The organism is Mesorhizobium sp. M1163, assembly GCF_040318415.1.
Lineage (GTDB): Bacteria > Pseudomonadota > Alphaproteobacteria > Rhizobiales > Rhizobiaceae > Mesorhizobium.
This window is the reverse complement of record NZ_JAMYMF010000008.1, coordinates 1-22,919: the sequence shown is the minus strand read 5'-3', so window position 1 is coordinate 22,919 and position 22,919 is coordinate 1. Positions and strand designations below refer to the sequence as shown.

Sequence of the window (22,919 nt, the reverse complement as noted above, 5' to 3'; positions counted from 1 at the left end):
TCACCGTTTTTCAACAAGGGAGGAAAGACCATGAAATTTCTGCTCGTCACCGCTACCGCTGCCCTGATGACGCTGTCCATCGGCTCGGTGTTTTCCGCGGATCTCGCGCCGCTCAATTCCGACACCGAGAAGGATCGCATCGACTGGTCGCAGCTCGAGGCCAAGTTCGGGGCTTTCCCCAAGCTGCCCGAGGGCACCAAGGCGGGTGCGGTCTCCAAGACGCTGACCAACGAATACTGGCGCTCGCTGGGTGAGGGCTACAAGTCGTTCGGCGACCGCATCGGCGTGCCCGTCGTCTACCAGGCGGCGCAGAGCGAGGGCGACCAGCTCGGCCAGCTCACCATCGCCGAAGGCCTGGTCACGCAAGGCTACAACGTGCTGCTCGTTTCACCGCAGACCGACTCCAATTTGCAGCCGATCATGGAACAGGCCAGGGCCGCCAACGTGCCGGTGGTCAACGTCAATGACGCGGTCATCCCGCAGGCCGAGTACTATGTCGGCAATGTCCAGCGCGACAATGGTGTGCGTGTCGCCAAATGGTTCATCAAGAACCGGCCGGATGGCGGCAAGGTTGCCATCGTCGAAGGCCAGGCCGGCGTCTACGCCGCCGTCCAGCGCACCGACGGCTTCAAGAGCACGATCACTGAAGGCGGCAAGTTCGAGGTCGTCGCCAGCGTGCCGGGCAACTGGGATCGCCAGACCTCCTACGACGCGGCCACCAATATCCTGCAGCAGCACCCCGACCTGATCGGCTTCTATGCCAATAATGACGGCATGGCGCTGGGCATCGTCGAAGCGGTCAAGGCGGCCGGTCTGCAGGACAAGGTGGCCGTCTTCGGCACCGACGGGATTTCCGACGCTTATGCCTCGATCCGGGCCGGCGAGCTGACCGGTACCGTCGACAGCTTCCCGGTGCTGACCGGCGAGGTGGCGCTGGAATCGGCGCTGCGACTGGTGGCTGGGCAGAAGCTGCCGCGTGTTGTTGCCACCCCGCAGGCGCTGATCACCAAGGACAATGCCGACCGTTACTCGGGCGGCGGCGACGCCGTGCGCAAAGCGCTGCTCGAGGACGCGGCAGCAGGCCAATAGAGCAGGGCGGCGGGTGCCGGCCTTGGGTCGGCACCCTTGCTTGGAGAACCGAAGCAATGTCAGCGCGGCTGCAATTCGAGGGCATTTCCAAGCTGTTTCCGGCCGTGCGGGCGCTGAGCGACGTGTCCTTTTCGGTCGGCGCCGGCGAAATCCATGGCCTGCTTGGCGAGAACGGCGCCGGCAAGTCGACGCTGCTGCGCATCCTGTCGGGCGTCTACCGGCCGACAGCGGGAAGCGTTTTCATCGACGGCAGGCCGGTGACGCTGAACAACCCGGCCCAGGCGCGGGCCGCGGGCGTCGCGATGATCCATCAGGAATTACAGCAGGTGCCACGTCTCAGCGTTGCCCAGAACATGTTCCTGGGCCATCCGCTGACGCGCGGCGGCGTCTTCGTCGCACGGCGCGAGCAGGAGCGCCGCGCTGCGGAAGCCCTGGCCGCCATCGACCCGACCATCGATCCGGCAGCCCCGCTTGGCTCGCTGAAGGTGGCGCAGCGGCAAATCGTCGAGATTGCCCGGGCGCTGCTCGACCGCGCCAGGATCGTGGCGATGGACGAGCCGACATCGAGCCTCACGCCGAGCGAGTTCGAACGGCTGGCCGAAGTGATTGCGGGCCTGGCGCGCGACGGTGTCACGGTCGTCTATGTCTCGCACAAGCTGGATGAGGTGTTCGGCATCTGCCAGCGCGCCACCATCATGCGCGACGGTGTCGTGGTCGAAACCGTTGATCTCGCGCAGGTGTCGGAAAAGGCCGTCGTTTCGATGATGGTCGGCCGCGAACTTGCGCAGGAACAGCACCGCTCGCATGCTTCCAGCGAGATCAGGCTGAGCGTGCGTGGCCTGGCCTCGGCGACCAAGGTCCATGACGTTTCGTTCGACCTGCATCGCGGCGAGGTGCTGGGCATTGCCGGCCTGGTCGGCTCGGGCCGCACCGAGCTGCTGCGATTGCTGGCCGGCGCCGACCGGGCGTCATCAGGCACAATGGAGATCGACGGCAAGGCGATAAAACTTTCCAGTCCGCGCGGCGGCATCGCCGCCGGCATCGGCCTTGTGCCGGAGGAGCGCAAGCGCGAAGGCATCGTGCCGTTGCGGTCGATCTCCAGCAACATGGCGCTGGCGTCGATGGGCGTGTTCGCGCCGCGCGGCGTCATCGACCACCGCCGGCTGAAGCGCGTGGCAGCCGAGAAGATGAAACGCGTCAATCTCAGACCGTTCCTGCTCGACCGGCCGATCCGCCTATTCAGCGGCGGCAACCAGCAGAAGGCGATCATCGGCCGCTGGCTGGCGGCGGGAACGCGGATCCTTCTGTTCGACGAGCCGACGCGCGGCATCGATGTCGGCGCCAAGGCGGAGATCTACCACCTGATCGAGGAGCTCGCCGCCGAAGGCCATTCGGCAATCGTCGTTTCGTCCGAGTTGCCCGAGGTGATCCGGCTCGCCGACCGGGTGCTGGTCATGCGCGACGGCACGGTCGCCGCCGAACTGGGCCGCGCAAGTCTCAGCGAACAGGCGATCGCCGCGCACGCCATACCCCAAACGGAGATTGAGGCCGGCAAGGCGCAAGGCCGTCGGGCCGGTGCATAACGGACAGGACCAGCGGATGACCGATATAACCCAACACACAGCAGCGCGCCCAAGCGCAGATTTCCTGCACCGGTTTTCGGTGCGCGACGCTGGCACGCTGATCGGCCTGGTGGTGATCCTCGCTGTCTTCGGGGCGCTGGTCCCCGGCTTCTTTGCCGAGCGCAATTTGATCAACATCCTGCAGCAGTCGAGCATCAATGCCTGCCTGGCGTTGGGCATGACGCTGGTCATCATCTCGGGCGGCATCGATCTGTCCGTCGGGCCGACGGCAGCTCTTTCGGCAGTCATCTCGGCCTCGATGCTGGTTGGCGGCGTGCCGTTTCCGCTGGCCATCGCCGCCGGCTTCGCCATCGGCCTTGCCTGCGGCCTGCTCAACGGCGTGCTGGTCGCCTATGTCGGGCTGCAGCCCTTCATCGTCACGCTGGGAACGCTCAGCACCTACCGGGCGCTGGCGCTGATCTATACCGGCGGCAATCCGGTGCTCGGCCTGCCTGCCGGCTTCCGTGCCATCTTCAATGGCTCGCTGTTCGGATTGCCGTTGGCGGTCATTATCGTGGCCGTGGTCGCGCTGATTGCCTGGATCATCCTCAAGAAGACGCCGTTCGGCGAATATCTGCTCGCCGTCGGCGGCAATGAGGAAGCGGCCTATATAGCCGGCGTGCCGATCGCCCGCACCAAGATCGCCGCGTATATGATCTCGGGCCTGCTGGCGGCGCTTGCCGCACAGATCCTGATCGGCCGGTTGGGTGCGGCCGAACCCATTCTCGGCAATCTCTGGGAGCTCGACGCCATAGCAGCGGCGGCGATCGGCGGTGCCTCGCTGATGGGCGGCAAGGGCAGCGTCGTCGGCACAATCCTGGGTGCCGTCATCCTTGGCAGCATGCGCAATGGCCTGACGCTGATGAACGTGCAGTCCTTCTATCAGCTCCTGGCAACTGGCCTTATAATCCTCGCCGCGATGCTTGTCGATCGCGTGACGAGGGGACGTGGATGACATTGACCGGGCTGGATCTGAAAGCGGTAGGGCCGCGCATCCGCATGATGATGCCGCATCTGACGCCGCTCGAGGCGAAGGTGGTGGAAACCGTCTTCGGCAGGCGCGGCTTCGACGAGACTATCCCGCTCAAGCAGATCGCAGAGGAGGCCGGCGTCTCAGAGGCGATGGTGGTCAAAATCGCGAAGAAGCTGGGTTTTTCCGGCTATCGCGATTTCCGCACGGCGGTCTATGAATACAGCCGCCTGCCGACCGCCGAGATGCATCAGGAGCTGTCGGTGGACGACAGCTCGGCCGAAATCGTGCAGAAGGTGTTCCGCACCTCCATCCAGGCGCTGGAGGAGACGCTCGCCATCCTCGACATGGACGATTTCGACCGCGCCGCCGATCTGCTTTACCGCGCCAGGAACCGCGATTTCTACGGCGTCGGCGGTTCGGCGCAGATCGCACGCGACGTCTCGCACAAATTCCTTCGGATCGGCATCCGCACCTCTGTCTACGACGATTCGCACATGATGCTAATGTCGGCCTCGTTGCTCGGCGCCGACGACATCGCCGTCGGCTTTTCGCATTCCGGCAACACCAGCGCCGTCATCGACGCTATACAGCTTGCGCGCAAAAGCGGCGCACGCACGCTGGCCATCACCAACTACGATAACTCGCCATTGGCAGCCGTCGCCGACATCGTGCTCTGCTCGACCGCGCAAGGCTCGCCGTTGATGGGTGAGAACGCCGCGGCGCGCATTGCCCAGCTCAACATCCTCGACGCGCTGTTCGTCGCGGTGGCGCAACGCGACTACCAGGCGGCGGAGCGCAATCTCGGCCGCACCATGTCCGCGGTGACGTCGAAACGGAAAGACAAGAACTCATGAAAGGCAGCGGCTCGTGAAAGTCAAGGGCACATGACGGCTTCCCCGCCGCTGGTCACCGTATTCGGCAGCCTGCATTACGACATCATGGTCGAAGCCCCCGATCGCCCACGCAAGGGCGAAACGGTGACCGGTCATGCCTGGCATCCAAAATGCGGTGGCAAGGGCGGCAACCAGGCGGTATCGGCAGCGCGGGCCGGCGTGCGTGCGGCAATGATCGGAGCTGTCGGCGATGACGATTTCGGCCGCACGCTTCTCGACAATCTCGATCGCTGGGGCGTTGACCGGCGCTCCGTGCGGGAGGCTTCCGGCGCCGGCTCGGGCATGAGCGTAGCGATTTTCGACGACAGCGGCGACTATGGCGCGGTGATCGTCTCGGGCAGCAACCTCACTCTCAGCGAAAAGGACATTGCGGAGGCGGCCGAGCTGATCGCGCAAACGGCGGTGCTGCTGCTGCAAAACGAGGTGCCGGAAGCCGCCAATATCGCCGCGGCGCGGGCGGTGAAGGCGCAAGGCGGCCGCGTCCTCCTCAACGCCGCACCCGCCCGGAAACTGTCCGCCGAGCTGATCGCGCTCACCGACATCGTCATCGTCAACGCCATCGAGGCGGAATTCCTGGCCGGTGTTCCGGTCGTCGACACGCTCGAGGGTGCTGCGAATGCGGCCGGTATGCTCGTCGGCTCCTACCCGGCTGCCATCGTCACCGCCGGCGGGGAGGGGGTCGCCTATCGCGACCGCGACGGCCAGGCGTTCGCCTTGCCTGCGATGCCGGTGAAGGTCATCAGCACCCACGGTGCCGGCGACGAATTCGTTGGCGCCTTCGCGGCGGGGCTTGCGCGTGGGCAGCCTGTCGAGGCGGCACTTGCCGCCGCCAATGCCGCAGCGGCCTTGCTGGTTGCAACGCCGGAGCGCGAGCGCGGCGGGCCTTGATCAATCTGAACCTGCTCGGTGACCGCCGCGCTCAATCGCTGTCGCGCGCGATAAGCTCCAGCGGCCAGACTTCGCGGATGATGCGGGCGCCTTCGGTGCCGGCGAAGGCCGGAATCGATGCCAGCAGCATTTCGGCCAGCCGCTCGCCCATCGGCTCCAGCGCCGGGCGGAAGCCGGTCAGCGCCGGCGAAAAATAGCGGCAGAGCGGCGTGTCGACGATGACGATCACCGCGATGTCGTGGCCGGGCTTGATTCCCGCCTCGGCCAGAGCCTTGCAGCCGCCAAGCGCCATCGCGTCGTTGTTGAAGATGATGGCGCTCGGCGGGTCCTTGGAGCGCATGACCTTCGGTGTCACCGCGTAGCCGCCGGCCTCGTTGATGAAGCCGTCGGCGATCAACTCGGGGTCGAATTCGATGCCGTGCCGCCGCAACGCCTTGCGATAGCCGGCGAGGAACAGATAGCCGAAATTGAGGTCGAGCGACGGGCGGATGGCGGCGATGCGCCGGTGGCCGCGCGCGACGAGACGATCGACGGCGTCAGCTCCGGCTTTTTCGAAGTCGAGGTCGAGCGAGGGGTAGGCATCGCCGCCGGAACGGCTGCGGCCGAGCGTCGCGAACGGGAAACCGGCCTGGGTCAAATAGTCGATGCGCTCGTCTTCGCGCCGCGTCCAGGCCAGCACCACGGCATCGGCCCGGCGGGTCTCGACGACACGGCGCAGGCGCTCCTGCTGATAGTCGCCTGGCGCGCCCATCACCACGATCAGGTCGAGCCCGCTTTCGGCGAGCTTGGCCTGCAGCCCGGTCAGGAATGGAATGAAGAACGGCTCGCCATACTCCTGGTCGCCCGGATGCGGCTGCAGCATGAAGGCGATCGAATGGGTGGCGCCGCGCCGCAGGCTGCGGCCGGACTGGTTCGGTGAATAGTTCAGTTTCTTGGCCGCATCGAGCACGCGCTGGCGTGTGTCGGCATTGACGTCGGCGCGACCGTTGAGCGCGCGCGACACCGTGCCGATCGAAATGTTCAGGTGACGCGCAAGGTCGTGAATGCTGGACGCCAAAGGACAGTTCTCCCCCTTGCTTGGCTAGCACCGGCTGCTCTCCGGGCCAAGCCGACACCACGATTTTTCGCAACCGGCCAATTGACATTCTACGCCATCGGGTGTGTTCTCGTAAACGTTTACGGAAAAACATTCACGGCCCTGCCGTGAATGCCGTGAGGATCGGTCTGGAGGGGCCGAGAGGGAGGAACACTGGATGATCAATGTCGTCCTGGTCGGCTGCGGAGCGATGAGCAAGGCCTGGCTCGATGCGGTCAGGCAGATCGACGGGCTCGCCATTGTGGGCCTGGTTGATATCGACGCCGAAAGGGCGCGGGCGAGGGCGCGCGAATACGAGCTTTCCGGCGCTGTCATCGGAACCGACCTCGACGCCGTGCTCGACCAGACCAGGCCCGACGCGGTATTCGACGTGGTGGTTCCCGCCGCCCGCCGCGAGGTCGCGTTTTCCGCCTTTGCCCATCATTGCCACCTCTTGACCGAAAAGCCGCTGGCCGACAGCCCGGGCAATGCGCGTGCCATTGTCGAGGCCGCCCGCAGCGCCGGGCGCATCCATGCCGTCGTGCAGAACCGCCGCTATGTCGCCAATGTCAGGCGCATCCGGCGCTTTCTCGCTTCCGGCGTCATTGGTGCTGCGACCAGCATCCACGCCGATTTCTTCGTTGCGCCGCATTTCGGCGGTTTTCGCGAAGAGATGCGCCATGTGCTGCTGCTCGACATGGCGATCCACACATTCGACGCGGCCCGCTACATGGTGGCCGGCGAACCGACCGGAGTCCATTGCCAGGAGTGGGAGCCGGCCAATTCTTGGTATCGGCAAGGGTCGTCGGCAACCGCAAGCTTCGACCTCGGCGGCGGCAAGCTGTTCACCTATGCCGGCAGCTGGTGCGCGGCCGGCTTCCGTACCAGTTGGGACAGTAGATGGCGTATTGTCGCCGAGCGCGGCAGCATTGTCTGGGACGGCGAGGATGGGCTGAAGGCGGAAGTCGTGCGGCCGGTCCGTGAAGGCCTGTTCGACCGCACCGAACCGATCGCCGTGCCGCCGCTCGACCCGGCCGATCGCGTCGGCGGCCATCTCGGCATTATCCAGGATTTCGTCCGCGCCGTCGAAACCGGCACCGAGCCGGAGACGCGCGGTGCCGACAACATCAAGAGCCTGGCCATGGTTTTCGCTGCGATCGAGAGCGCCGAGACCGGGCATCGGGTCGCTATCACTGCACAGGAAGGATCATGATGCCAAACCCGCTGCTCGACATCAGGATCGGCACCATGGTGCGCGCCAATCTCGACGACCCGGCCGCCTATGTCAGGCAGATCCTGCCGCTCGGCTTCGAGAGCATCCAGCCGTTCTTCTGGCAGACGCTGGGCGGCAAGGACATTCCACGGCTGGCGGGCGAGATCCGCGAGGCGATCGGCGATGCCGATGTCGTCATCTCGTCGATCGGGGTGTTCGGCAATCCGCTGGAGAGCGGTGAAGTTGATCGCGGCGTGCTCCAGGCGTGGGAAACGATCATCGACAACGCGCATCTATTCGGCACCAACATGGTCAGCGGCTTCACCGGCCGCATTCGCGGCAAGCCGCTGCCAGACAGCCTGCCGCGTTTCCACGAGGTATGGGGGAAGTTGGCAAAACGGGCTGCCGACAAGGGCGTGCGCATCGCCTTCGAGAACTGCGCCATGGACGGCAACTGGGCCAGCGGCGACTGGAACATCGCCCACAATCCAGACGCCTGGGAGCTGATGTTCAACGAACTGCCGGACGACAATCTCGGCCTGGAGTGGGAGCCCTGCCACCAGCTGGTCTACCTGATCGACCCGATCCCGCAGATCCGCAAATGGGCGCCGCGCATCTTCCACGTCCACGGCAAGGACGCGACGGTGCGCTGGGACGTGATCCGCGAACATGGCGTGTTCGGCCGCCTGCCGTTCGTGCAGATGCGCACACCGGGGTTCGGCGACAGCGACTGGACGCGAGTGATCAGCGAGCTGCGGCTGGCCGGCTACAAGGGCGCCATCGACATCGAGGGCTGGCACGACCCCGTCTATCGTGGCGATCTCGAGATCACCGGCCAGGTGCGGGCACTGGATTATCTCAAACAATGCCGGGGAGGCGCGAGCTATCTGCCGAACCCGGTGTGAGAAGTCGGCCGGCGGGAGGTGCCGGCCAGCGAAAGATTGCGGCGCGTTGCCGAAGCGATCGTCAAAACCCCTCGGCTAGCGAGGGAACAAAGGGAGGAACGTGCATGAGCATTACGATGAGAAGGACAGTTCTGCGCTCGACCGTCGCGGCGGCCGCGATGGCGTTCGCCGCCGCACTCTCGACCTTGCCGGCGCAGGCGCTCGATGCCCAGTGGTGCAAGGATGTCCATATCCGTTTCTTCGCCGGCGGGGCGGAGGGCGATGCGTTCGGCACCATCGTCTATAATGGCGCCAAGCAGGCGGCCGCCGATCTCGGGCCCAAGGTCGACTATATCTTCTCTGGGTGGGACGTGGAGAAGATGGTCCAGCAATTGCGCGAGGCTGTTGCGGTCAAGCCCCAAGGCATCGCCATGATGGGCCACCCGGGCGACGCCGCCATCATGCCGCTGGCCGAACAGGCGCACAAGGACGGCATCAAGATGATGTACCAGAACGTGCCGGTGCCGACGGTCACGGCGGCGTTCGGCGGCGGCTATGTCGGCGCCCAGCAGGAGCAGCAGGGCCGGGCGCTCGGCGCCGAGGCGTTCAAGCTGGCCGGGCTGAAGGCCGGCGACAAGGCGATCATGATCGGCCCGTTCGAGAACGAGAGCCGCGGCGCGCGCGAACGCGGCACGGTCGCCGCACTGAAAGAGGCCGGCATCGACGTCGTTCAAATCAATTCTCAAACCGAGTGGGCAGCCGATCCCAATCTGGCCATTCCGGTGATCACGGCAGCACTGCTCAACAATCCCGACGTCAAGGCGGTCGGCTATCCCGGCGGGCAGCTGCTAGGCAATGTGCCGACTTACATGCAGGCGGCGGGCAGAAAGCCGGGCGACATCTTCAACTTCGGCTTCGACACCAGCCCGCAGATCGTCGAGGGCTTCAAGGGCGGCTGGGTGCAGCTGACGGCCGACCAGCAGCCGTTCATGCAAGGCTACCTACCAATCCTCAGCCTCTGCCAGCAGGTGGTGCTGGGTCTGGCGCCGATGAATGTCGACACCGGTGCCGGCTTCGTCACGCCGCAGAATTATGAGATCGTTTCCGAACTCGCCAAGCAGGCGTTGCGCTGATCGCCCGATCTGCCGGCCGGGTTGAATCCCGGCCGGCGACGACCGACAAACAAGCGAGGACCGCCATGGCCGAACGCCTCATCGAACTGCGTGAAATCAGCAAGTCCTACGGCCAGGTCTATGCGCTTGGCGGCGTCAGTCTCAGCGTCGACCGCGGCGAGGTCGTCGGCCTGATCGGCGACAACGGCGCCGGCAAATCGACGCTGATCAAGATCCTTTCCGGCGTGGTCAAGCCGACCAGCGGCGAAATCCTCATTCGCGGCAAACCGGTGACCGGGTGGAGTGCTGCGCGCTCGCGCGACGCCGGCATCGAAACGGTGTTCCAGGACCGGGCGCTCGCCGTGCAGCAGACGATCGTGCGCAACATCTTCATGGGCCGCGAGCTCACCGGCTGGCTTGGATGGCTGAAGGTCAACAAGGAGATCGCGGAGGCGAGCCGGCTGATGCGCGAGATCGGCTTCACCTCGAAGGTGTTCACGCCGCAGTCGATCGTCGGCCAGCTGTCGGGCGGCGAACGCCAGGGCGTGGCGATCGCCCGCGCCATCTACAAGCAGGCCGACCTGATCATCCTCGACGAGCCGACGACGGCGCTGTCGCTGACCGAAACCGCGAAGGTTTTTCATTTCGTGCGCCAGGTGCGGGCGAGCGGCCGGTCGATCCTGTTCATCGGCCACAACATCCACCACGTCTTCGATATCGCCGACCGCTTCGTGGTGCTCGACCGCGGCAAGGTCGCGCTCAGCGCCGACCGCAGCGAGGTCAAGTCGGCCGAAGACCTCATCAATTTCATGGAAGACGTGGCACATCCCGGCGGATTGCCGGGACTTCGCGACGCCGGGGAGCAGATAGCGCGATGAGCAAGACCATGGATCCCGATCTGCAGACCCCTCTAGGCAGCAGCGATGCCGCCCGAAAGGCATGGAAACACCCGTCCGATAACTGGCTGCGCGGCTTTGTCCTCGACAACCGCGCCGCACTCGGCACGCTTGCCGTGTTCATCGTGATGATGGCGGTGTTCATGATCGCCAATCCGACGGTCTTCACCAGCTGGTATCTCTATAGTTCCGTGCTTACCACGCTGCCTGTGGCGCTGTTCGTGGTGGTGCCGCTCGTCTTCGTCGTCACCTGTGGCGAGATCGACCTGTCGTTTCCGGCGACGATGGGCTTCGCCTCGTGGGTCTTCGCGCTGGTCGTGCAGGCCGGCTACGACCCGTTCGTCGGCATCGCCGCCGCAATCGTCACCGGCATGCTGCTCGGCTTCCTGGTCGGCTCGCTGGTCGTCTATGGCGGGCTGTCGTCGCTGATCGCCACGCTCGGCATGAATTTCCTGCTGCGCGGCCTGATCCAGATCATCAACGAGGGCAGGTCGACCGCGCTGACCGGCCTTGCCGACAGCTGGGCCTACAAGATCTTCTCCAGCCAGCTTTACGGCATCCCGGTGCAGATATTCTGGGCCATCGCCTTCGTCGTGCTGTCGGCGCTGCTCTACAACCGCCATCGCTTCGGTGCCCAGGTCAAGGTGGTCGGCGACAATCCCGACAGCGCCCAGCAGATGGGCATCGATGTCAAGCGCGTCAGGGTGAAAGTGTTCGTCTTCGTCGGTATCGGCGCGGCGATCGCCGGCACGTTCTCGGTAATGATCAACTTCACCTGGTGGCCGACGGCGGGCGACGGATACCTGCTGCCGGTGCTGGCATCGGTGTTCGTCGGAGGCACGCCGACCTGGGGCGGCATCGGCACCGTCGTCGGCGGCGCGATCGGCGCGGTTACGGTGTCCTTCATCCAGACCGGCGTCGTCGCGGCGGGACTGAGCGGCTTCTACGTCCAGTTCTTCAACGGGCTGATCATCATCCTGTCGCTGCTCGGCCATAAGTGGAACCAAGCGCGGTATCGGTGACCGGCGGCCTCAAACCCCCGTGACAAACCCGTCCAGCACGCGTTTCTGGCCGGCCTTGTCGAAGTCGATGGTCAGCTTGTTGCCTTCGATGGCCGAGATGTTGCCGTTGCCGAATTTCTGGTGGAAGACGCGGTCGCCAACGCTGAAGGGGGAGGGCGTGTCGGCGACGGATTTGGCGACCAGCTCGCCGTCGATGGTGCGGCCCTTGATCGAGGTGCGGCCGGCACCGTAGCCCGAGTCGGTTTCGCCATAGCCGATGCGCTCGACCTGGTGGCCGGAGCGCGTGCCCCAATTGCGGTCGGTCGCTTCGGTGCGGTTGGCCTGAGCACGTTGCCAGCCCGGTGTCGCATAGGTGCTGGAGAAGGCGCCGGATTTCTCGGCGCCGTTGTTGCCACCGATGTTATCGAAGCGCGACGCCCCATAAGGATTCTGTCTTCCAGCCCCCTGGCCGCCACGACCGGGAGCGAACGAGCCGCCACCATAGGCATTGCCGTAGCCGCCATAGGAGTTGCCGCTCTCGGCGACCTCGACATGGGCTTCCGGCAGCTCGTCGAGGAAGCGCGACGGGATGGTCGATTGCCAGAGGCCGTGGATGCGGCGGTTGGAGACAAACCAGAGATGCAGGTTCTTCTTGGCGCGGGTCAGGCCGACATAGGCAAGGCGGCGCTCCTCCTCGAGCCCGGACCGGCCACCCTCGTCGAGGGAACGCTGGTGCGGGAACAGGCCTTCCTCCCAGCCGGGCAGGAACACGGTTTCGAATTCGAGGCCCTTGGCCGAATGCAGCGTCATGATGTTGACGGCGTCGAGCTCAGCGTTCTGCTCGGCGTCCATCACCAGCGCGACATGTTCGAGGAAGGAGCGCAGCGATTCATACTCCTCCATGGAGCGTATCAGCTCCTTTAGGTTCTCCAGCCGGCCGGGCGCTTCGACCGAGCGGTCGTTCTTCCACATGTCGGTGTAGCCGCTCTCCTCCAAAATGGTCTCGGCGAGTTCGGTGTGCGGGGTGGTTTCGAGAGCCTTTTGCCAGCGCTCGAAATTGGCTGATACCTCGCGGAGTGCGGCACGCGGCTTCGGCTTCAGCTCGTCGCTTTCGGCCAGTTTTGCCGCCGCCTCCAGCATCGGGATGCGCAGCGCGCGTGCGGTGTCGTGGACCTGGCGGATGGTGGCCTCGCCCAACCCGCGTTTCGGCACGTTGACGATGCGCTCGAAGGCGAGGTCGTCGGCGCCTTGTGCGACGACGCGGAAGAAGGCCAATGCGTCGCGAATCTCGAGCCGCTCATAGAAGCGCGGGCCGCCGATGACGCGGTAATTGAGCCCGAGCGTGACGAAGCGGTCCTCGAATTCGCGCATCTGGAAAGACGCGCGGACGAGAATCGCCATATCGTTCAAATTGTGCTTCTGGCGCTGGTAGGCCTCGATGGTCTCGCCGACGGCGCGGGCCTCCTCCTCGGAATCCCAGGCGGCGTGGACATGCACCTTCTCGTCGTCCTCGGCGATCTTCTCGGTAAACAGCGTCTTGCCGAAGCGGCCCTCATTGTGGGCGATGAGATGCGAGGCGGTGCCGAGGATGTGCGCGGTCGAGCGGTAGTTGCGCTCCAGCCGGATGATGGTGGCGCCGGGGAAATCCTTGTCGAAGCGCAGGATGTTGTCGACTTCGGCGCCGCGCCAGCCATAGATCGACTGGTCGTCGTCGCCGACGCAGCAGATGTTAACTTTGCTTTCGCTCACGGCCGCGCGCGAGCTTCGCTCGCTGGCCTCCGCGGGGGCGGCCTGGCCGGCCGACGCCCGGTCGGGCTTGCGGCCTTCGGCCGAAGAGCGCCCAATCTCCCCCCTCGTGGGGGAGATGTCGGCGGAGCCGACAGAGGGGGGCGCTGTCCCGCCAGCGTTTCCGCCAGGACCATTGGAAGCGTCGCGATCCTTCGCGCCCCCCTCTGTCCTGCCGGACATCTCCCCCGCGAGGGGGGAGATTGGCTTGCCTTGAGGCCGCTGGGCCAGCAGGCGCAGCCAGATGTACTGTGCGGTGTTGGTGTCCTGGTACTCGTCGACAAGGATGTAGCGGAAGCGCTTGTGGTATTCCTTCAGCACGTCCGGATTGGCGCGGAAGATGCGGATCGGGTGACATAGGAGATCGCCGAAGTCACAGGCATTCAGCGTCTGCAGCCGCTCCTGATAGGCCTTGTAGAGTTCGCGGCCCTTGCCGTTGGCGAAGGCACGGGCATCGCCCTCGGGGATGTCGGCGGGACCGAGGCCCTTGTTCTTCCAGCCGTCGATCATCTGGGCGAACTGCTTGGCCGGCCAGCGCTTGTCGTCCAGCCCTTCCGCCTGGATGAGCTGTTTGATCAGCCGCACGACATCGTCGGTGTCGAGAATGGTGAAGTCGGATTTGAGCCCGGCCAGCTCGGCATGTCGGCGCAGCAGCTTCACGCCAATCGAGTGGAAGGTGCCGAGCCACGGCATGCCCTCGACATCGCCTTCGCCGATCAACAGGCCGATGCGCTGCTTCATCTCGCGCGCCGCCTTGTTGGTGAAGGTGACGGCGAGGATCTGCGAAGGGAAGGCCTTGCCGGTGGCAAGGATGTGGGCGATGCGGGTGGTCAAGACGCGCGTCTTGCCGGTGCCGGCGCCGGCCAGCACCAGCACCGGGCCTTCGGTGGTTTCCACCGCCAGCCGCTGCTCGGGGTTGAGGCCGTTGAGATAATCGGGCGCGTTGTTTTGATTGCTGCGGGCAGCCATGGCGCGCGCGGCGATGCCCGACGGGGCCACGGGCCGCGCGTTCGGTTCGTCAAAAAAGGGCATGTCTTCCGAAAAGCCGGACATCTCTCCCCGAATGTAGTGATTCGGCAGCGAAAGGCCAGAAGTGTCTCCGTTTTGTTCTCTGTCCAGTCGGTAGACTCACAATCTGAATGGGTCCGCTAACCAAAACGCCGAGCTTGCCGTGGGTCGACGCCGTAAAACGCCGAGCTTGCTTGACAGGGGAAGCGGGCCGGAGAAAGTTGCGTGGGGGCAGGCACGCAATGCGGGGTTGCCCATGGACGCGTCGCGGAGCGCACCAGTCGAAGGAGCACCGTCTTGGCTGTGGTCATCACCTCCCTGATCCTTTTCCTCATCGGCCTGGCGCTTGGCGGCGGCGGCATCTGGCTCGTGACGCTGGGCGGCAGCTGGTATTACGTCATCGCCGGCATAGCTTTCCTGATCGCTGCCTGGCTGCTCTACAGGCGCAGATCCACGGCGCTGTGGCTCTACGCGGCGATCGTGCTCGGCACGCTCGCCTGGGCTGTCTGGGAAACCGGCTTCGACTGGTGGGAGCTCGGCCCGCGCGGCGGCATCATCGTGCTTGTCGCGCTGTGGCTATTGACGCCATGGGCGCGGCGCGGGCTTACCGGTCCCGACGGACGAGCGCCGCTGATCCTCGCGGTGCTGGCATCGCTCGGCGTCGCCGGTTATTCGATGACGACGGACCCAAAGGATATTGCCGGCCAACTCAACACCGACAAGGTGACGCCGACGGCCGAACTCGGCGGCAATGTGCCGGCCGGCGAATGGCACTATTACGGTCGCACGCAATATGGCCAGCGCTATTCGCCGCTCGACCAGATCACCCCCGAAAACGTTGCCAATCTGCAGCCGGCCTGGACCTATCGCACCGGCGACGTGAAAGGGCCCGACGACATCGGCGAGACGACCTATCAGGTGACGCCGCTGAAAATCGCCGACACGCTCTACATCTGCACGCCGCATAATTTCGCCATCGCCATCGATGCCGCGAGCGGCAAGGAGAAATGGCGTTTCGATCCGCAGGTCAAGCTCAACAAGGACCGCCAGCACCAGACCTGCCGCGGCGTGGCTTACTATGCCGATGCCAAGATCGCCGCCGGCCAGCCCTGCGCCACGCGCATCTATCTGCCGACATCGGACGCCCGGCTGATCGCGCTCGACGCGGCGAATGGCCAGGTCTGTCCGACATTTGCCGAGGGCGGCACGCTGAACCTGCTCGCCAACATGCCATATCCGAAGCCGGGCTATTACTATTCGACTTCCGCGCCGCTGATCGTCGCCAACAAGATCATCGTCGGCGGCGCGGTCAACGACAATTATTCGACGCAGGAGCCGTCCGGGGTCATCCGTGCCTACGATGCCGACACCGGCGCGCTGTTATGGAATTGGGATTCCGGCAATCCGGACCAGACGACGCCGCTGCCGCCGGGCCAGACCTACACCAACAACTCGCCCAATATGTGGTCGACGGCGAGCGCCGACGAGAAGCTCGGCCTGCTCTATGTGCCGCTCGGCAACAAGACGCCGGACCAGCTCGGCGCCGGACGCAGCGCCAATGACGAGAAATTCTCTTCCTCGATCACCGCGCTCGATCTCAACACCGGACAATTGCGCTGGGTGCGGCAGACCGTGCATCACGATCTCTGGGACATGGACGTGCCGGCGCAGCCGACGCTGGTCGACATAACCACGGCCAGTGGTGTGGTGCCGGCGCTGGTCGGGCCGACCAAGCAGGGCGACCTCTATGTGCTCGACCGGCGCAGCGGCGAGCCGATCGTTCCGGTCAAGGAAGTGCCGGCGCCGGGCGGCGCGATCGAAGGCGACCATACCTCGCCGACGCAGCCGGTCTCGGACCTCAGCTTCAGTCCGAAGCCACTGACCGGCGCGGATATGTGGGGCATCACCATGTTCGACCAGCTGGCCTGCCGGATCGAGCTTCGGAAGCTGCGGTATGAGGGCCGCTATACGCCGCCGTCGCTGCAAGGCTCGCTGATCTATCCTGGCAATTTCGGCACCTTCAACTGGGGCGGCGTGGCAGTCGATCCGGTCCGGCAGGTGATGTTCGGCATGCCGACATACCTGGCGTTCATCTCCAAATTGGTGCCGCGCGCCGACGTGCCGCCGCCGGGCGATACCAAGGGCAGCGAACAAGGCCTGAACCGCAATGACGGTGCGCCTTACGCAGTGATATTGAAGCCATTCCTGTCGCCGCTCGGCATTCCCTGCCAGGCGCCTCCGTGGGGCTATGTGGCCGGCGCCGACCTTCGGACCGGCAAGATCGTCTACAAGCATCGCAACGGCACCGTCTACGACATGACGCCGCTGCCGCTGCCGTTCAAGGTCGGCGTGCCGGGCATTGGCGGGCCGATGATCACTGCCGGCGGCGTCGCCTTTCTCGGTGCGGCGGTCGACGACTATGTGCGCGCTTATGACCTGACGACCGGCAAACAGCTCTGGCAGGCGCGGCTGCCTGCCGGCGGGCAGTCGACACCGATGACCTACACGGTAGCCGACGGACGCCAGTTCGTCGTCATCGTTGCCGGCGGCCACGGCTCGGTCGGCACCAAGCCGGGCGATTATGTGATGGCCTATACGCTGCCGAAATAGAGAAGTTCCTCAGAGCCCGAGATGCCCTTTCAGGTCGGGTACCGATGCAAGTACCTCGTTGGTCAGCTGCGGGCCGGCGGCTGTCTCGGCCTGCTGGACCAACGCGGCATCAAGGCCATCGTGCAGAGACTTATGGCAGCCCTCACTCAGCCGTGACTGGACCAGCCAGGCTTCGACCCTATGTTGCTGCCGGGGGCCGAAGACCTAGGAGCGCGCCATGACAACACCTGCCGGCCCCGCCAAGCCTGTCATTACCCAGGCGATGATCGATGCCTATGATGAATACACGCATCTGACGCTCGACCGGCGGCGCTTCATGGAGCAGTTGACCAGGCTTGCCGGGTCGGGTGCGGCAGCGGCCGCGATCTCGCCGCTGCTGGCGGCGAATTCGGCCCAGGCGGCAATCGTCGCGGAAAACGATCCGCGCGTGAAAGGCGAGGACATCAGCTATACAGGCAGCGGCGGCGAGATGAAGGGTTATCTGGTCAAGCCGGCGGGTCAGGCCGGCAAGCTGGGCACGGTCATCGTCGTGCACGAAAACCGGGGGCTCAACCCGCATATTCGCGACGTGGCGCGGCGCGTGGCGCTGGAGGGGTTCGTGGCGCTTGCCCCGGACTTCATGACACCGCTCGGCGGCACGCCGGCCGATGAAAACAGGGCACGTGACCTGTTTTCCCAGCTCGATCCAGCACAGGTCGCCACCAATGCCGTCGCAACGGTCGCCTACCTCAAAGGCCACAAGGACGGCAACGGCAAGGTCGGCGCCGTCGGCTTCTGCTGGGGCGGCGGCACGGTGAACATGCTGGCCGTCAACGCGCCGGATCTTGCAGCCGCCGTTGCCTATTACGGCATGCAGCCGAAGGCCGAGGACGTGCCGAAGATCAAGGCGCCGCTCATGCTGCATTATGCCGGGCTCGACACCCGCACCAATGCCGGCATCGACGCCTTCAAGAAGGAACTCGACGCGGCCCATATCGAATATTCGGTCTATGTCTATGAAGGCGCCAACCATGCCTTCAACAACGACACATCGGCGGCCCGTTACGACAAGAAGGCGGCTGACCTCGCCTGGGGGCGGACGATCGCTTTCCTCAAGGAGAAGTTGGCCTGATCAGGCGGGCGCCAGCGCCGGTTTGTGAAGGGCGACGCCGGCCACCACCAGCGCGATGCCGAGGCAGTCAGTGAGGCTCGGCACCTGCCGCAGCACGATGACGCCGATAAACGTCGCGGTAACCGGAAGCAATGACAGCATCAGCGCGAAACTGGAGCGCGGCAGCCGCGACATGGCAAGCTGGTCGCAAATATAGGGAATGACCGACGAGCAGATGCCGACACCGACCGCCGCAAGCAGCAGCGGCGGCGTCGAGAACGCCGGCAGCGCATCGGCAAGACCGATCGGCAGAACGACGAGAAGGGCGACCGCCATGGCGGCACCCAGCCCGGCGATGCCATCGCCAGCGTCGGCGCGCGCGACGCGGTGGCCGAGCACGATATAGAAGACGAACAGCGCGCCATTGAGGAAGGCCCAGAACAGGCCGACAGGATCGCTCGACCATTTGACGTCGATGAGCAGCAAGGTGCCGGCGACGGCGATTGCAAGGGCGGCGAGATTGCGCGGGCTTCTGAGGCCGACAAGCGCGACGCCGATGGTGCCGACGAATTCGATCGCCGCTACCAGCGAGATCGGCAGCCGGTCGAGCGCCAGGTAAAACGAGCAATTCATCACCCCAAGGCAGACGCCGAAACCCACAAGCAACAACCGCGTCGAGCGATCGGCGCGGGCGAAGACCGCCCATGGTCGGGTCAGCGGGGCAAAAACCAGTGCCGCGGTGGCGATGCGCAGCCACGCCATGCCGAGCACGCCGACATGCGAGAAAAGCAGGACTGCGAAAGCGGGGCCGAGATAGTGGAACACGGCGCTGACGCCGAACCACAGATGGGGCGGCACCGAGCTTGCCAAGGTAAAAGCCGGGCCGGCGAGTGCCGGACTTGCTGCTGGGGCTTGCGTCCGATCTTCCATGGGGTCAGTATCGCAGGCGATTTTTGCCGTTGATATGGATGATGGCCGGGCATTGCGGCTATTCCCTTTTCGAAAGCAAGGAGTATTCCGCTGAAACGCCTTCGAAATGAAAATACCGATCTGGATCCGGCGGATCTAAAAATCCTGCGCCTGCTGGAGGAGGATGCGCGCACCAGTATTGCCGAACTGGCGCGCTCAGTCGGCCTGTCGGCGCCGAGCGTCGCCGAGCGCATCAAGCGGCTGCAGGAAAGCGGCGTGATCGAGGCCTATACGGTGCGGATTAATCCGGCCGCGCTCGGCATGAAGCTGTCGGCATGGCTGCGCATCAGGCCGGTGCCGGGGCAACTCGCCGTCGTGGCCGAAATCATCCGCGACCTGCCGGAAATCGCCCAATGCGACCGGGTCACCGGCGAAGACTGTTTCATCGCGCTGGCGCATGTCGGCTCGGTCGCCGAGCTCGAGCGGGTGATCGACCGGATCATTCCCCATGCGATGACCAATACGGCGATCATCCAGTCGACGCCGGTAGTGGCACGCTCGCCGCTAGGGGCGGTGAAGCGCCCGGCCTGATGCTAGATTTAAATCTGCGACGTCAGCTCGACCGGGAAATCGTCATTGTCGGCGTCGCGCATGGCGGCGAGGCTGCGGTTGTCCAGCACCTCTGCGATCGCCTGACGCACCTCCAGCATCATGTGCCGGACCTGGCAGGTCGCCTCGTCGCAATCCTCGCAGCGCTGGTATTGTGTGCGGCTGGCGCAAGGGATCGGCGCCAGCGGCCCGTCGAGGACACGCACGACATGGCCGATCTTGATTTCGGAAGCGGGACGGGCGAGGCGGTAACCGCCTTCCTTGCCCTTGCGGCTCTGGACGAAGCCGGCATTGCGCAACTCGCCCAGGATGGCATCCAGGAATTTCTTGGGGATGTTGTTGGCGACCGCAATGTCGTTGACGAATGCGAGCTGGCCGACCGGCAGGCCGGACAGATGCACGAGAGCCTTGAGGCCGTATTTGCCTTTTTTGGTAAGCATGCCCGAGTCAACCCATTAAGCCCCAACCACCCGCATCTGGCGGCTGTTTGTGTGCAAATAATGACGGTTTGGCCGTGCGATGCCGTTCGCGCAGACAGGCCGCCCGAAGACACATTGCGCGCAAACGCGTTGATTCTTCGTAACGTTTTGGAGGGCGGGCGTCCGGAACGGGCGGAGGCCACGTTTTCGGCGAGCAAATGAAGAAAGCCGGCAAACGCCCGCTTTCAATCAGTTCACGAGGTTGCAGACGTCAGCGGCTGCCGTAAGTCTGGTCGAGCAGGCCGCCAGCGGCGAAATGCTCGGCCTGGACCTTGGCCCAGCCGCCGAAGACATCCTCCACCGTCAATAGGCGGACATCGGGAAACTCAGCCTTGTACTTGGCGGCGACCGTCGCGTCGCGGGTCCGCAGGCCGTTGCGGGCGGCGATGTCCTGGCCCTCCAGCGTATAAAGGAAGTCGAGATAGGTCTTGGCGAGGTCGCGCGTGCCATGCTCGTCGGCGATCGTGTCGACGATCGCCACCGGAAACTCGGCCAAAAGGCTGACCGAGGGCGTCACCTGCTCGAATTTGTCCTCGCCATACTCCTTGCGGACGCCGCGCGTTTCCGACTCAAAGGTGATCAGCACGTCGCCGATCTCGCGCTGCACGAAAGTGGTGGTCGCGGCGCGTCCGCCGCTGTCGAAGATCGGTACGTTGTTGAACAGCTTGGTGACGAATTCCTTCACCTTGGCGTCGTCGCCCTTGAAGGCTTCCTTGGCGTAGGCGGTGGCCGCAAGGTAGGTGTACCGGGCATTGCCGGAGGTTTTCGGATTGGGGAAGATCACCTGGACGTCGTCGCGCACGAGATCGTTCCAATCCTTGATGTGCTTCGGATTGCCGGCGCGCACCAGGAAGGAGGGCAGCGAATAGAAGGGCGAGGCGTTGTCGGGAAAATCTTTCTGCCAATCCGCGGAGATGAGACCCTTCCTGACCAGGAAGTCGATGTCGAGGACCTGGTTGAAGGTGACCACATCGGCGCCGAGGCCCTCGGCGATGGCACGTGCCTGCGCAGACGTCCCGGCATGCGACTGATCGATGGTGACGCCTGGGTGGCCGGCGACGAACGCCTTGTTGACCTGCGCAAACAGCTCGCGGCCGACATCGTAAGAAGCGTTCAGCAATTTGTCGGCCGACCAGGCTTGGGAGGATGCGAGGAACAGGCCGGCCAATGTGGCGACGCCAAGCAAAAATCGCTTCATGAAAACAAGGCTCCAATGCGTGCGCTTATTGCCGGACTATAGCGGCAAGGCATTGTGCGCGACGAGGCAGGCAGAGCGGCCGCTCCACGTTGTCGATAGAAGAAATATTCCCGCTGTGGAGGATTTCTAGTTTTTTCTTTCAGGCAGAGTCTTCCGCGCAGCTTGGCAGCGGTGCCGATGCCGTCGGCGTGCAGGATGGTTCCCGGCCGGCCAACGCGATGGCGATTGCATCGCCGCGCGGTCTGGCATATACAAATGGTATATACAAGGAGCTATCGTCATGCCTCAACGCCGCCATTCAACAACCCCGCCGAAAGAGGCGAAGCTGTTTCGTAACAATCGCAGTCAGGCGGTGCGCATTCCTGTCGAGTTCGAACTTCCCGGCGAAAAGGTCTTGATCAGTCGTGAAGGCGACCGCCTGATCATCGAGCCGGTTCGCAAACCCGGCCTCACGGCGCTGCTCGCGCAATGGGCGAAAGAGCCGCCCCCCGGTTCCGAGGAGGACTTTCCCGAAGTCGAGGATATGCCTGTCAAATCCGAGGAATTTTTTTGATGCGGTTCATGCTGGACACGAACATTATCAGCGACATGATCCGAAATCCGGCCGGGAAAGCCGCCGCCGCCGCCCTGCGCGTGGGAGACGCCGCCGTGTGTACCAGCATCGTGGTCGCCTCGGAACTGCGATATGGCTGCGCCAGGAAAGAGTCGGCCAAGTTGCTCAAGAAGGTCGAGGAATTGCTGGCTGAGATTCCTGTCTTGCCGCTCGATGTGCCGGTAGATGCCGAGTACGGCGCGATTCGCGCAGAGCTGGAAGGCAGGGGCCAGACCATCGGCCAAAACGACCTTTTTATTGCTGCCCACGCCTATGCACTGGGAACTACCCTGGTGACCGCCAACACCGGCGAGTTCAACCGGATCAAAGGCCTGAAGGTCGAGAACTGGCTGGTGTAGCGCCTAAAAGAGGATCAAGCAGCCGGAAAAAGCTTCCAGCGCCGCGGCCTGAAAGCCACCCGGCTTTTCTGCGCCGCCGGATGGTCGACTGGCAACTCGATCTCGACCCGCTGGCGTTCGCCGCCGATTTCGAGCTCGACCCGCCTGGTGCCGGCGACGCGGCGGCTGGCGACAACCGTGCCGGCGATGCAGCCGTTGCATTCTTCCACCAGATCGACGTCGTGCGGGCGGAAGAACAGCGTCGCTTCACCTTGCGGTGCGTGCGGCGCGGAAAGCCCGATCGGCCGGTCGGCGATCCAGACCTGGCCGTCCTCGACCTTGACCGGGATCGAGCTCGATTCGCCGATGAAGCCATAGACGAAGGGCGAGTTCGGCGTGTCGTAGATCTCGTCGGCGGTGCCAACCTGCTCGATGCGGCCCTGGCTCATCACCACGACGCGGTCGGCAAGCTCCAGCGCCTCTTCCTGGTCATGGGTGACGAAGACCGTGGTGTGGCCGGTGGCGTCGTGGATGTCGCGCAGCCAGCGGCGCAGTTCGCGGCGCACCTGGGCATCGAGCGCGCCGAACGGCTCGTCGAGCAAAAGCACGGCCGGTTCGATCGCCATGGCGCGGGCCAGCGCCACGCGCTGGCGCT

The 22,919-nt window shown here is 64.6% G+C and carries 21 protein-coding genes; 15 read left to right on the top strand and 6 right to left on the bottom strand.

The window, feature by feature from the left end; genetic code table 11:
- Window positions 1-30: 30 nt before the first annotated feature.
- From NKH43_RS09830 to NKH43_RS09810, 5 genes are read left to right on the top strand one after another with little or no spacing between them, the layout of a single operon-like run.
- Window positions 31-1,089, top strand: coding sequence for a sugar ABC transporter substrate-binding protein (locus NKH43_RS09830; RefSeq protein WP_352482899.1), 1,059 nt, complete (start codon window positions 31-33; stop codon window positions 1,087-1,089).
- A gap of 56 nt (window positions 1,090-1,145) precedes the next feature.
- Window positions 1,146-2,672, top strand: coding sequence for a sugar ABC transporter ATP-binding protein (locus NKH43_RS09825; RefSeq protein ID WP_352857851.1), 1,527 nt, complete (start codon window positions 1,146-1,148; stop codon window positions 2,670-2,672).
- A gap of 16 nt (window positions 2,673-2,688) precedes the next feature.
- Window positions 2,689-3,666: an ABC transporter permease gene (locus NKH43_RS09820; protein WP_352589912.1), complete on the top strand. Its 978-nt coding sequence runs from the start codon at window positions 2,689-2,691 to the stop codon at window positions 3,664-3,666.
- Window positions 3,663-4,538, top strand: coding sequence for a MurR/RpiR family transcriptional regulator (locus tag NKH43_RS09815; protein ID WP_023721163.1), 876 nt, complete (start codon window positions 3,663-3,665; stop codon window positions 4,536-4,538). The genes NKH43_RS09820 and NKH43_RS09815 overlap by 4 nt, the downstream gene beginning before the upstream one ends.
- 30 nt (window positions 4,539-4,568) lie before the next feature.
- Window positions 4,569-5,465, top strand: coding sequence for a ribokinase (locus NKH43_RS09810; protein ID WP_352857849.1), 897 nt, complete (start codon window positions 4,569-4,571; stop codon window positions 5,463-5,465).
- A 31-nt stretch (window positions 5,466-5,496) separates the two neighbouring features.
- On the opposite strand, the gene NKH43_RS09805 is transcribed toward NKH43_RS09810, so the two are convergent.
- On the bottom strand, window positions 5,497-6,522 hold the full coding sequence (locus NKH43_RS09805; protein WP_352589918.1) for a LacI family DNA-binding transcriptional regulator: 1,026 nt from the start codon (window positions 6,520-6,522) through the stop codon (window positions 5,497-5,499).
- Window positions 6,523-6,718: 196 nt separating this feature from the next.
- On the opposite strand from NKH43_RS09805, the gene NKH43_RS09800 reads away from it, so the two are divergent.
- The 5 genes from NKH43_RS09800 to NKH43_RS09780 all read left to right on the top strand — a co-directional run bounded on the left by NKH43_RS09800 (window position 6,719) and on the right by NKH43_RS09780 (window position 11,667).
- Window positions 6,719-7,753, top strand: a complete 1,035-nt coding sequence (locus NKH43_RS09800; protein ID WP_352857847.1) for a Gfo/Idh/MocA family protein — start codon at window positions 6,719-6,721, stop codon at window positions 7,751-7,753.
- Entirely contained in the window at window positions 7,753-8,658 is a 906-nt protein-coding gene (locus tag NKH43_RS09795; protein ID WP_352858084.1) for a sugar phosphate isomerase/epimerase family protein, read from the top strand. The genes NKH43_RS09800 and NKH43_RS09795 overlap by 1 nt, the downstream gene beginning before the upstream one ends.
- A gap of 104 nt (window positions 8,659-8,762) precedes the next feature.
- Entirely contained in the window at window positions 8,763-9,770 is a 1,008-nt protein-coding gene (locus tag NKH43_RS09790; RefSeq protein ID WP_352482909.1) for a substrate-binding domain-containing protein, read from the top strand.
- A gap of 65 nt (window positions 9,771-9,835) precedes the next feature.
- Window positions 9,836-10,627: an ATP-binding cassette domain-containing protein gene (locus tag NKH43_RS09785; RefSeq protein WP_352857844.1), complete on the top strand. Its 792-nt coding sequence runs from the start codon at window positions 9,836-9,838 to the stop codon at window positions 10,625-10,627.
- A complete protein-coding gene (locus tag NKH43_RS09780; RefSeq protein WP_352482912.1) occupies window positions 10,624-11,667 on the top strand; it encodes an ABC transporter permease in 1,044 nt (347 codons plus the stop codon). Before NKH43_RS09785 ends, NKH43_RS09780 begins: the two co-directional genes overlap by 4 nt.
- Window positions 11,668-11,676: 9 nt before the next feature.
- Here NKH43_RS09780 and NKH43_RS09775 read toward each other — a convergent pair whose 3' ends face one another.
- Window positions 11,677-14,484: an ATP-dependent helicase gene (locus tag NKH43_RS09775; protein WP_352857842.1), complete on the bottom strand. Its 2,808-nt coding sequence runs from the start codon at window positions 14,482-14,484 to the stop codon at window positions 11,677-11,679.
- 252 nt (window positions 14,485-14,736) lie between these two features.
- On the opposite strand from NKH43_RS09775, the gene NKH43_RS09770 reads away from it, so the two are divergent.
- Window positions 14,737-17,049 (top strand): glucose/quinate/shikimate family membrane-bound PQQ-dependent dehydrogenase, encoded by a 2,313-nt coding sequence (locus NKH43_RS09770; RefSeq protein ID WP_352495137.1) that lies wholly within the window; start codon window positions 14,737-14,739, stop codon window positions 17,047-17,049.
- Window positions 17,050-17,266: 217 nt separating this feature from the next.
- On the top strand, window positions 17,267-18,160 hold the full coding sequence (locus tag NKH43_RS09765) for a dienelactone hydrolase family protein (protein WP_352482916.1): 894 nt from the start codon (window positions 17,267-17,269) through the stop codon (window positions 18,158-18,160).
- Here the strand turns inward: NKH43_RS09765 and NKH43_RS09760 are convergent, their stop codons facing one another.
- Window positions 18,161-19,069 (bottom strand): EamA family transporter, encoded by a 909-nt coding sequence (locus NKH43_RS09760; protein WP_352482917.1) that lies wholly within the window; start codon window positions 19,067-19,069, stop codon window positions 18,161-18,163.
- Between the two features lie 90 nt (window positions 19,070-19,159).
- Here NKH43_RS09760 and NKH43_RS09755 point away from each other — a divergent pair, with 90 nt between their 5' ends.
- Window positions 19,160-19,639, top strand: a complete 480-nt coding sequence (locus tag NKH43_RS09755) for an Lrp/AsnC family transcriptional regulator (protein ID WP_352483074.1) — start codon at window positions 19,160-19,162, stop codon at window positions 19,637-19,639.
- An 8-nt stretch (window positions 19,640-19,647) separates the two neighbouring features.
- Here NKH43_RS09755 and NKH43_RS09750 read toward each other — a convergent pair whose 3' ends face one another.
- Window positions 19,648-20,097 (bottom strand): RrF2 family transcriptional regulator, encoded by a 450-nt coding sequence (locus tag NKH43_RS09750; protein WP_006202816.1) that lies wholly within the window; start codon window positions 20,095-20,097, stop codon window positions 19,648-19,650.
- 250 nt (window positions 20,098-20,347) lie between these two features.
- Window positions 20,348-21,334 carry a sulfate ABC transporter substrate-binding protein gene (locus NKH43_RS09745; protein WP_023721149.1) on the bottom strand — a complete coding sequence of 329 codons (987 nt, stop codon included), beginning with the start codon at window positions 21,332-21,334 and terminating at the stop codon, window positions 20,348-20,350.
- Between the two features lie 280 nt (window positions 21,335-21,614).
- Between NKH43_RS09745 and NKH43_RS09740 the strand changes: the two genes are divergently transcribed.
- Together NKH43_RS09740 and NKH43_RS09735 are read left to right on the top strand one after the other, a co-directional pair.
- Complete coding sequence (locus NKH43_RS09740; protein WP_023721148.1) at window positions 21,615-21,887, top strand: AbrB/MazE/SpoVT family DNA-binding domain-containing protein; 273 nt, start codon at window positions 21,615-21,617, stop codon at window positions 21,885-21,887.
- On the top strand, window positions 21,887-22,285 hold the full coding sequence (locus tag NKH43_RS09735) for a type II toxin-antitoxin system VapC family toxin (RefSeq protein ID WP_023721147.1): 399 nt from the start codon (window positions 21,887-21,889) through the stop codon (window positions 22,283-22,285). The genes NKH43_RS09740 and NKH43_RS09735 overlap by 1 nt, the downstream gene beginning before the upstream one ends.
- A 14-nt stretch (window positions 22,286-22,299) precedes the next feature.
- Here NKH43_RS09735 and NKH43_RS09730 read toward each other — a convergent pair.
- A partial coding sequence (locus NKH43_RS09730; RefSeq protein WP_352857839.1) for a sulfate/molybdate ABC transporter ATP-binding protein occupies window positions 22,300-22,919 on the bottom strand: 620 nt, incomplete at its 5' end.

Coding starts and splice junctions, on each gene's coding strand:
- NKH43_RS09830 (WP_352482899.1), top strand. CDS start 31: ATGAAATTTCTGCTCGTCACCGCTACCGCTGCCCTGATGACGCTGTCC.
- NKH43_RS09815 (WP_023721163.1), top strand. CDS start 3,663: ATGACATTGACCGGGCTGGATCTGAAAGCGGTAGGGCCGCGCATCCGC.
- NKH43_RS09795 (WP_352858084.1), top strand. CDS start 7,753: ATGCCAAACCCGCTGCTCGACATCAGGATCGGCACCATGGTGCGCGCC.
- NKH43_RS09800 (WP_352857847.1), top strand. CDS start 6,719: ATGATCAATGTCGTCCTGGTCGGCTGCGGAGCGATGAGCAAGGCCTGG.
- NKH43_RS09780 (WP_352482912.1), top strand. CDS start 10,624: ATGAGCAAGACCATGGATCCCGATCTGCAGACCCCTCTAGGCAGCAGC.
- NKH43_RS09810 (WP_352857849.1), top strand. CDS start 4,569: ATGACGGCTTCCCCGCCGCTGGTCACCGTATTCGGCAGCCTGCATTAC.
- NKH43_RS09765 (WP_352482916.1), top strand. CDS start 17,267: ATGACAACACCTGCCGGCCCCGCCAAGCCTGTCATTACCCAGGCGATG.
- NKH43_RS09785 (WP_352857844.1), top strand. CDS start 9,836: ATGGCCGAACGCCTCATCGAACTGCGTGAAATCAGCAAGTCCTACGGC.
- NKH43_RS09775 (WP_352857842.1), bottom strand. CDS start 14,484: ATGTCCGGCTTTTCGGAAGACATGCCCTTTTTTGACGAACCGAACGCG.
- NKH43_RS09820 (WP_352589912.1), top strand. CDS start 2,689: ATGACCGATATAACCCAACACACAGCAGCGCGCCCAAGCGCAGATTTC.
- NKH43_RS09790 (WP_352482909.1), top strand. CDS start 8,763: ATGAGCATTACGATGAGAAGGACAGTTCTGCGCTCGACCGTCGCGGCG.
- NKH43_RS09825 (WP_352857851.1), top strand. CDS start 1,146: ATGTCAGCGCGGCTGCAATTCGAGGGCATTTCCAAGCTGTTTCCGGCC.
- NKH43_RS09735 (WP_023721147.1), top strand. CDS start 21,887: ATGCGGTTCATGCTGGACACGAACATTATCAGCGACATGATCCGAAAT.
- NKH43_RS09750 (WP_006202816.1), bottom strand. CDS start 20,097: ATGCTTACCAAAAAAGGCAAATACGGCCTCAAGGCTCTCGTGCATCTG.
- NKH43_RS09745 (WP_023721149.1), bottom strand. CDS start 21,334: ATGAAGCGATTTTTGCTTGGCGTCGCCACATTGGCCGGCCTGTTCCTC.
- NKH43_RS09760 (WP_352482917.1), bottom strand. CDS start 19,069: ATGGAAGATCGGACGCAAGCCCCAGCAGCAAGTCCGGCACTCGCCGGC.
- NKH43_RS09740 (WP_023721148.1), top strand. CDS start 21,615: ATGCCTCAACGCCGCCATTCAACAACCCCGCCGAAAGAGGCGAAGCTG.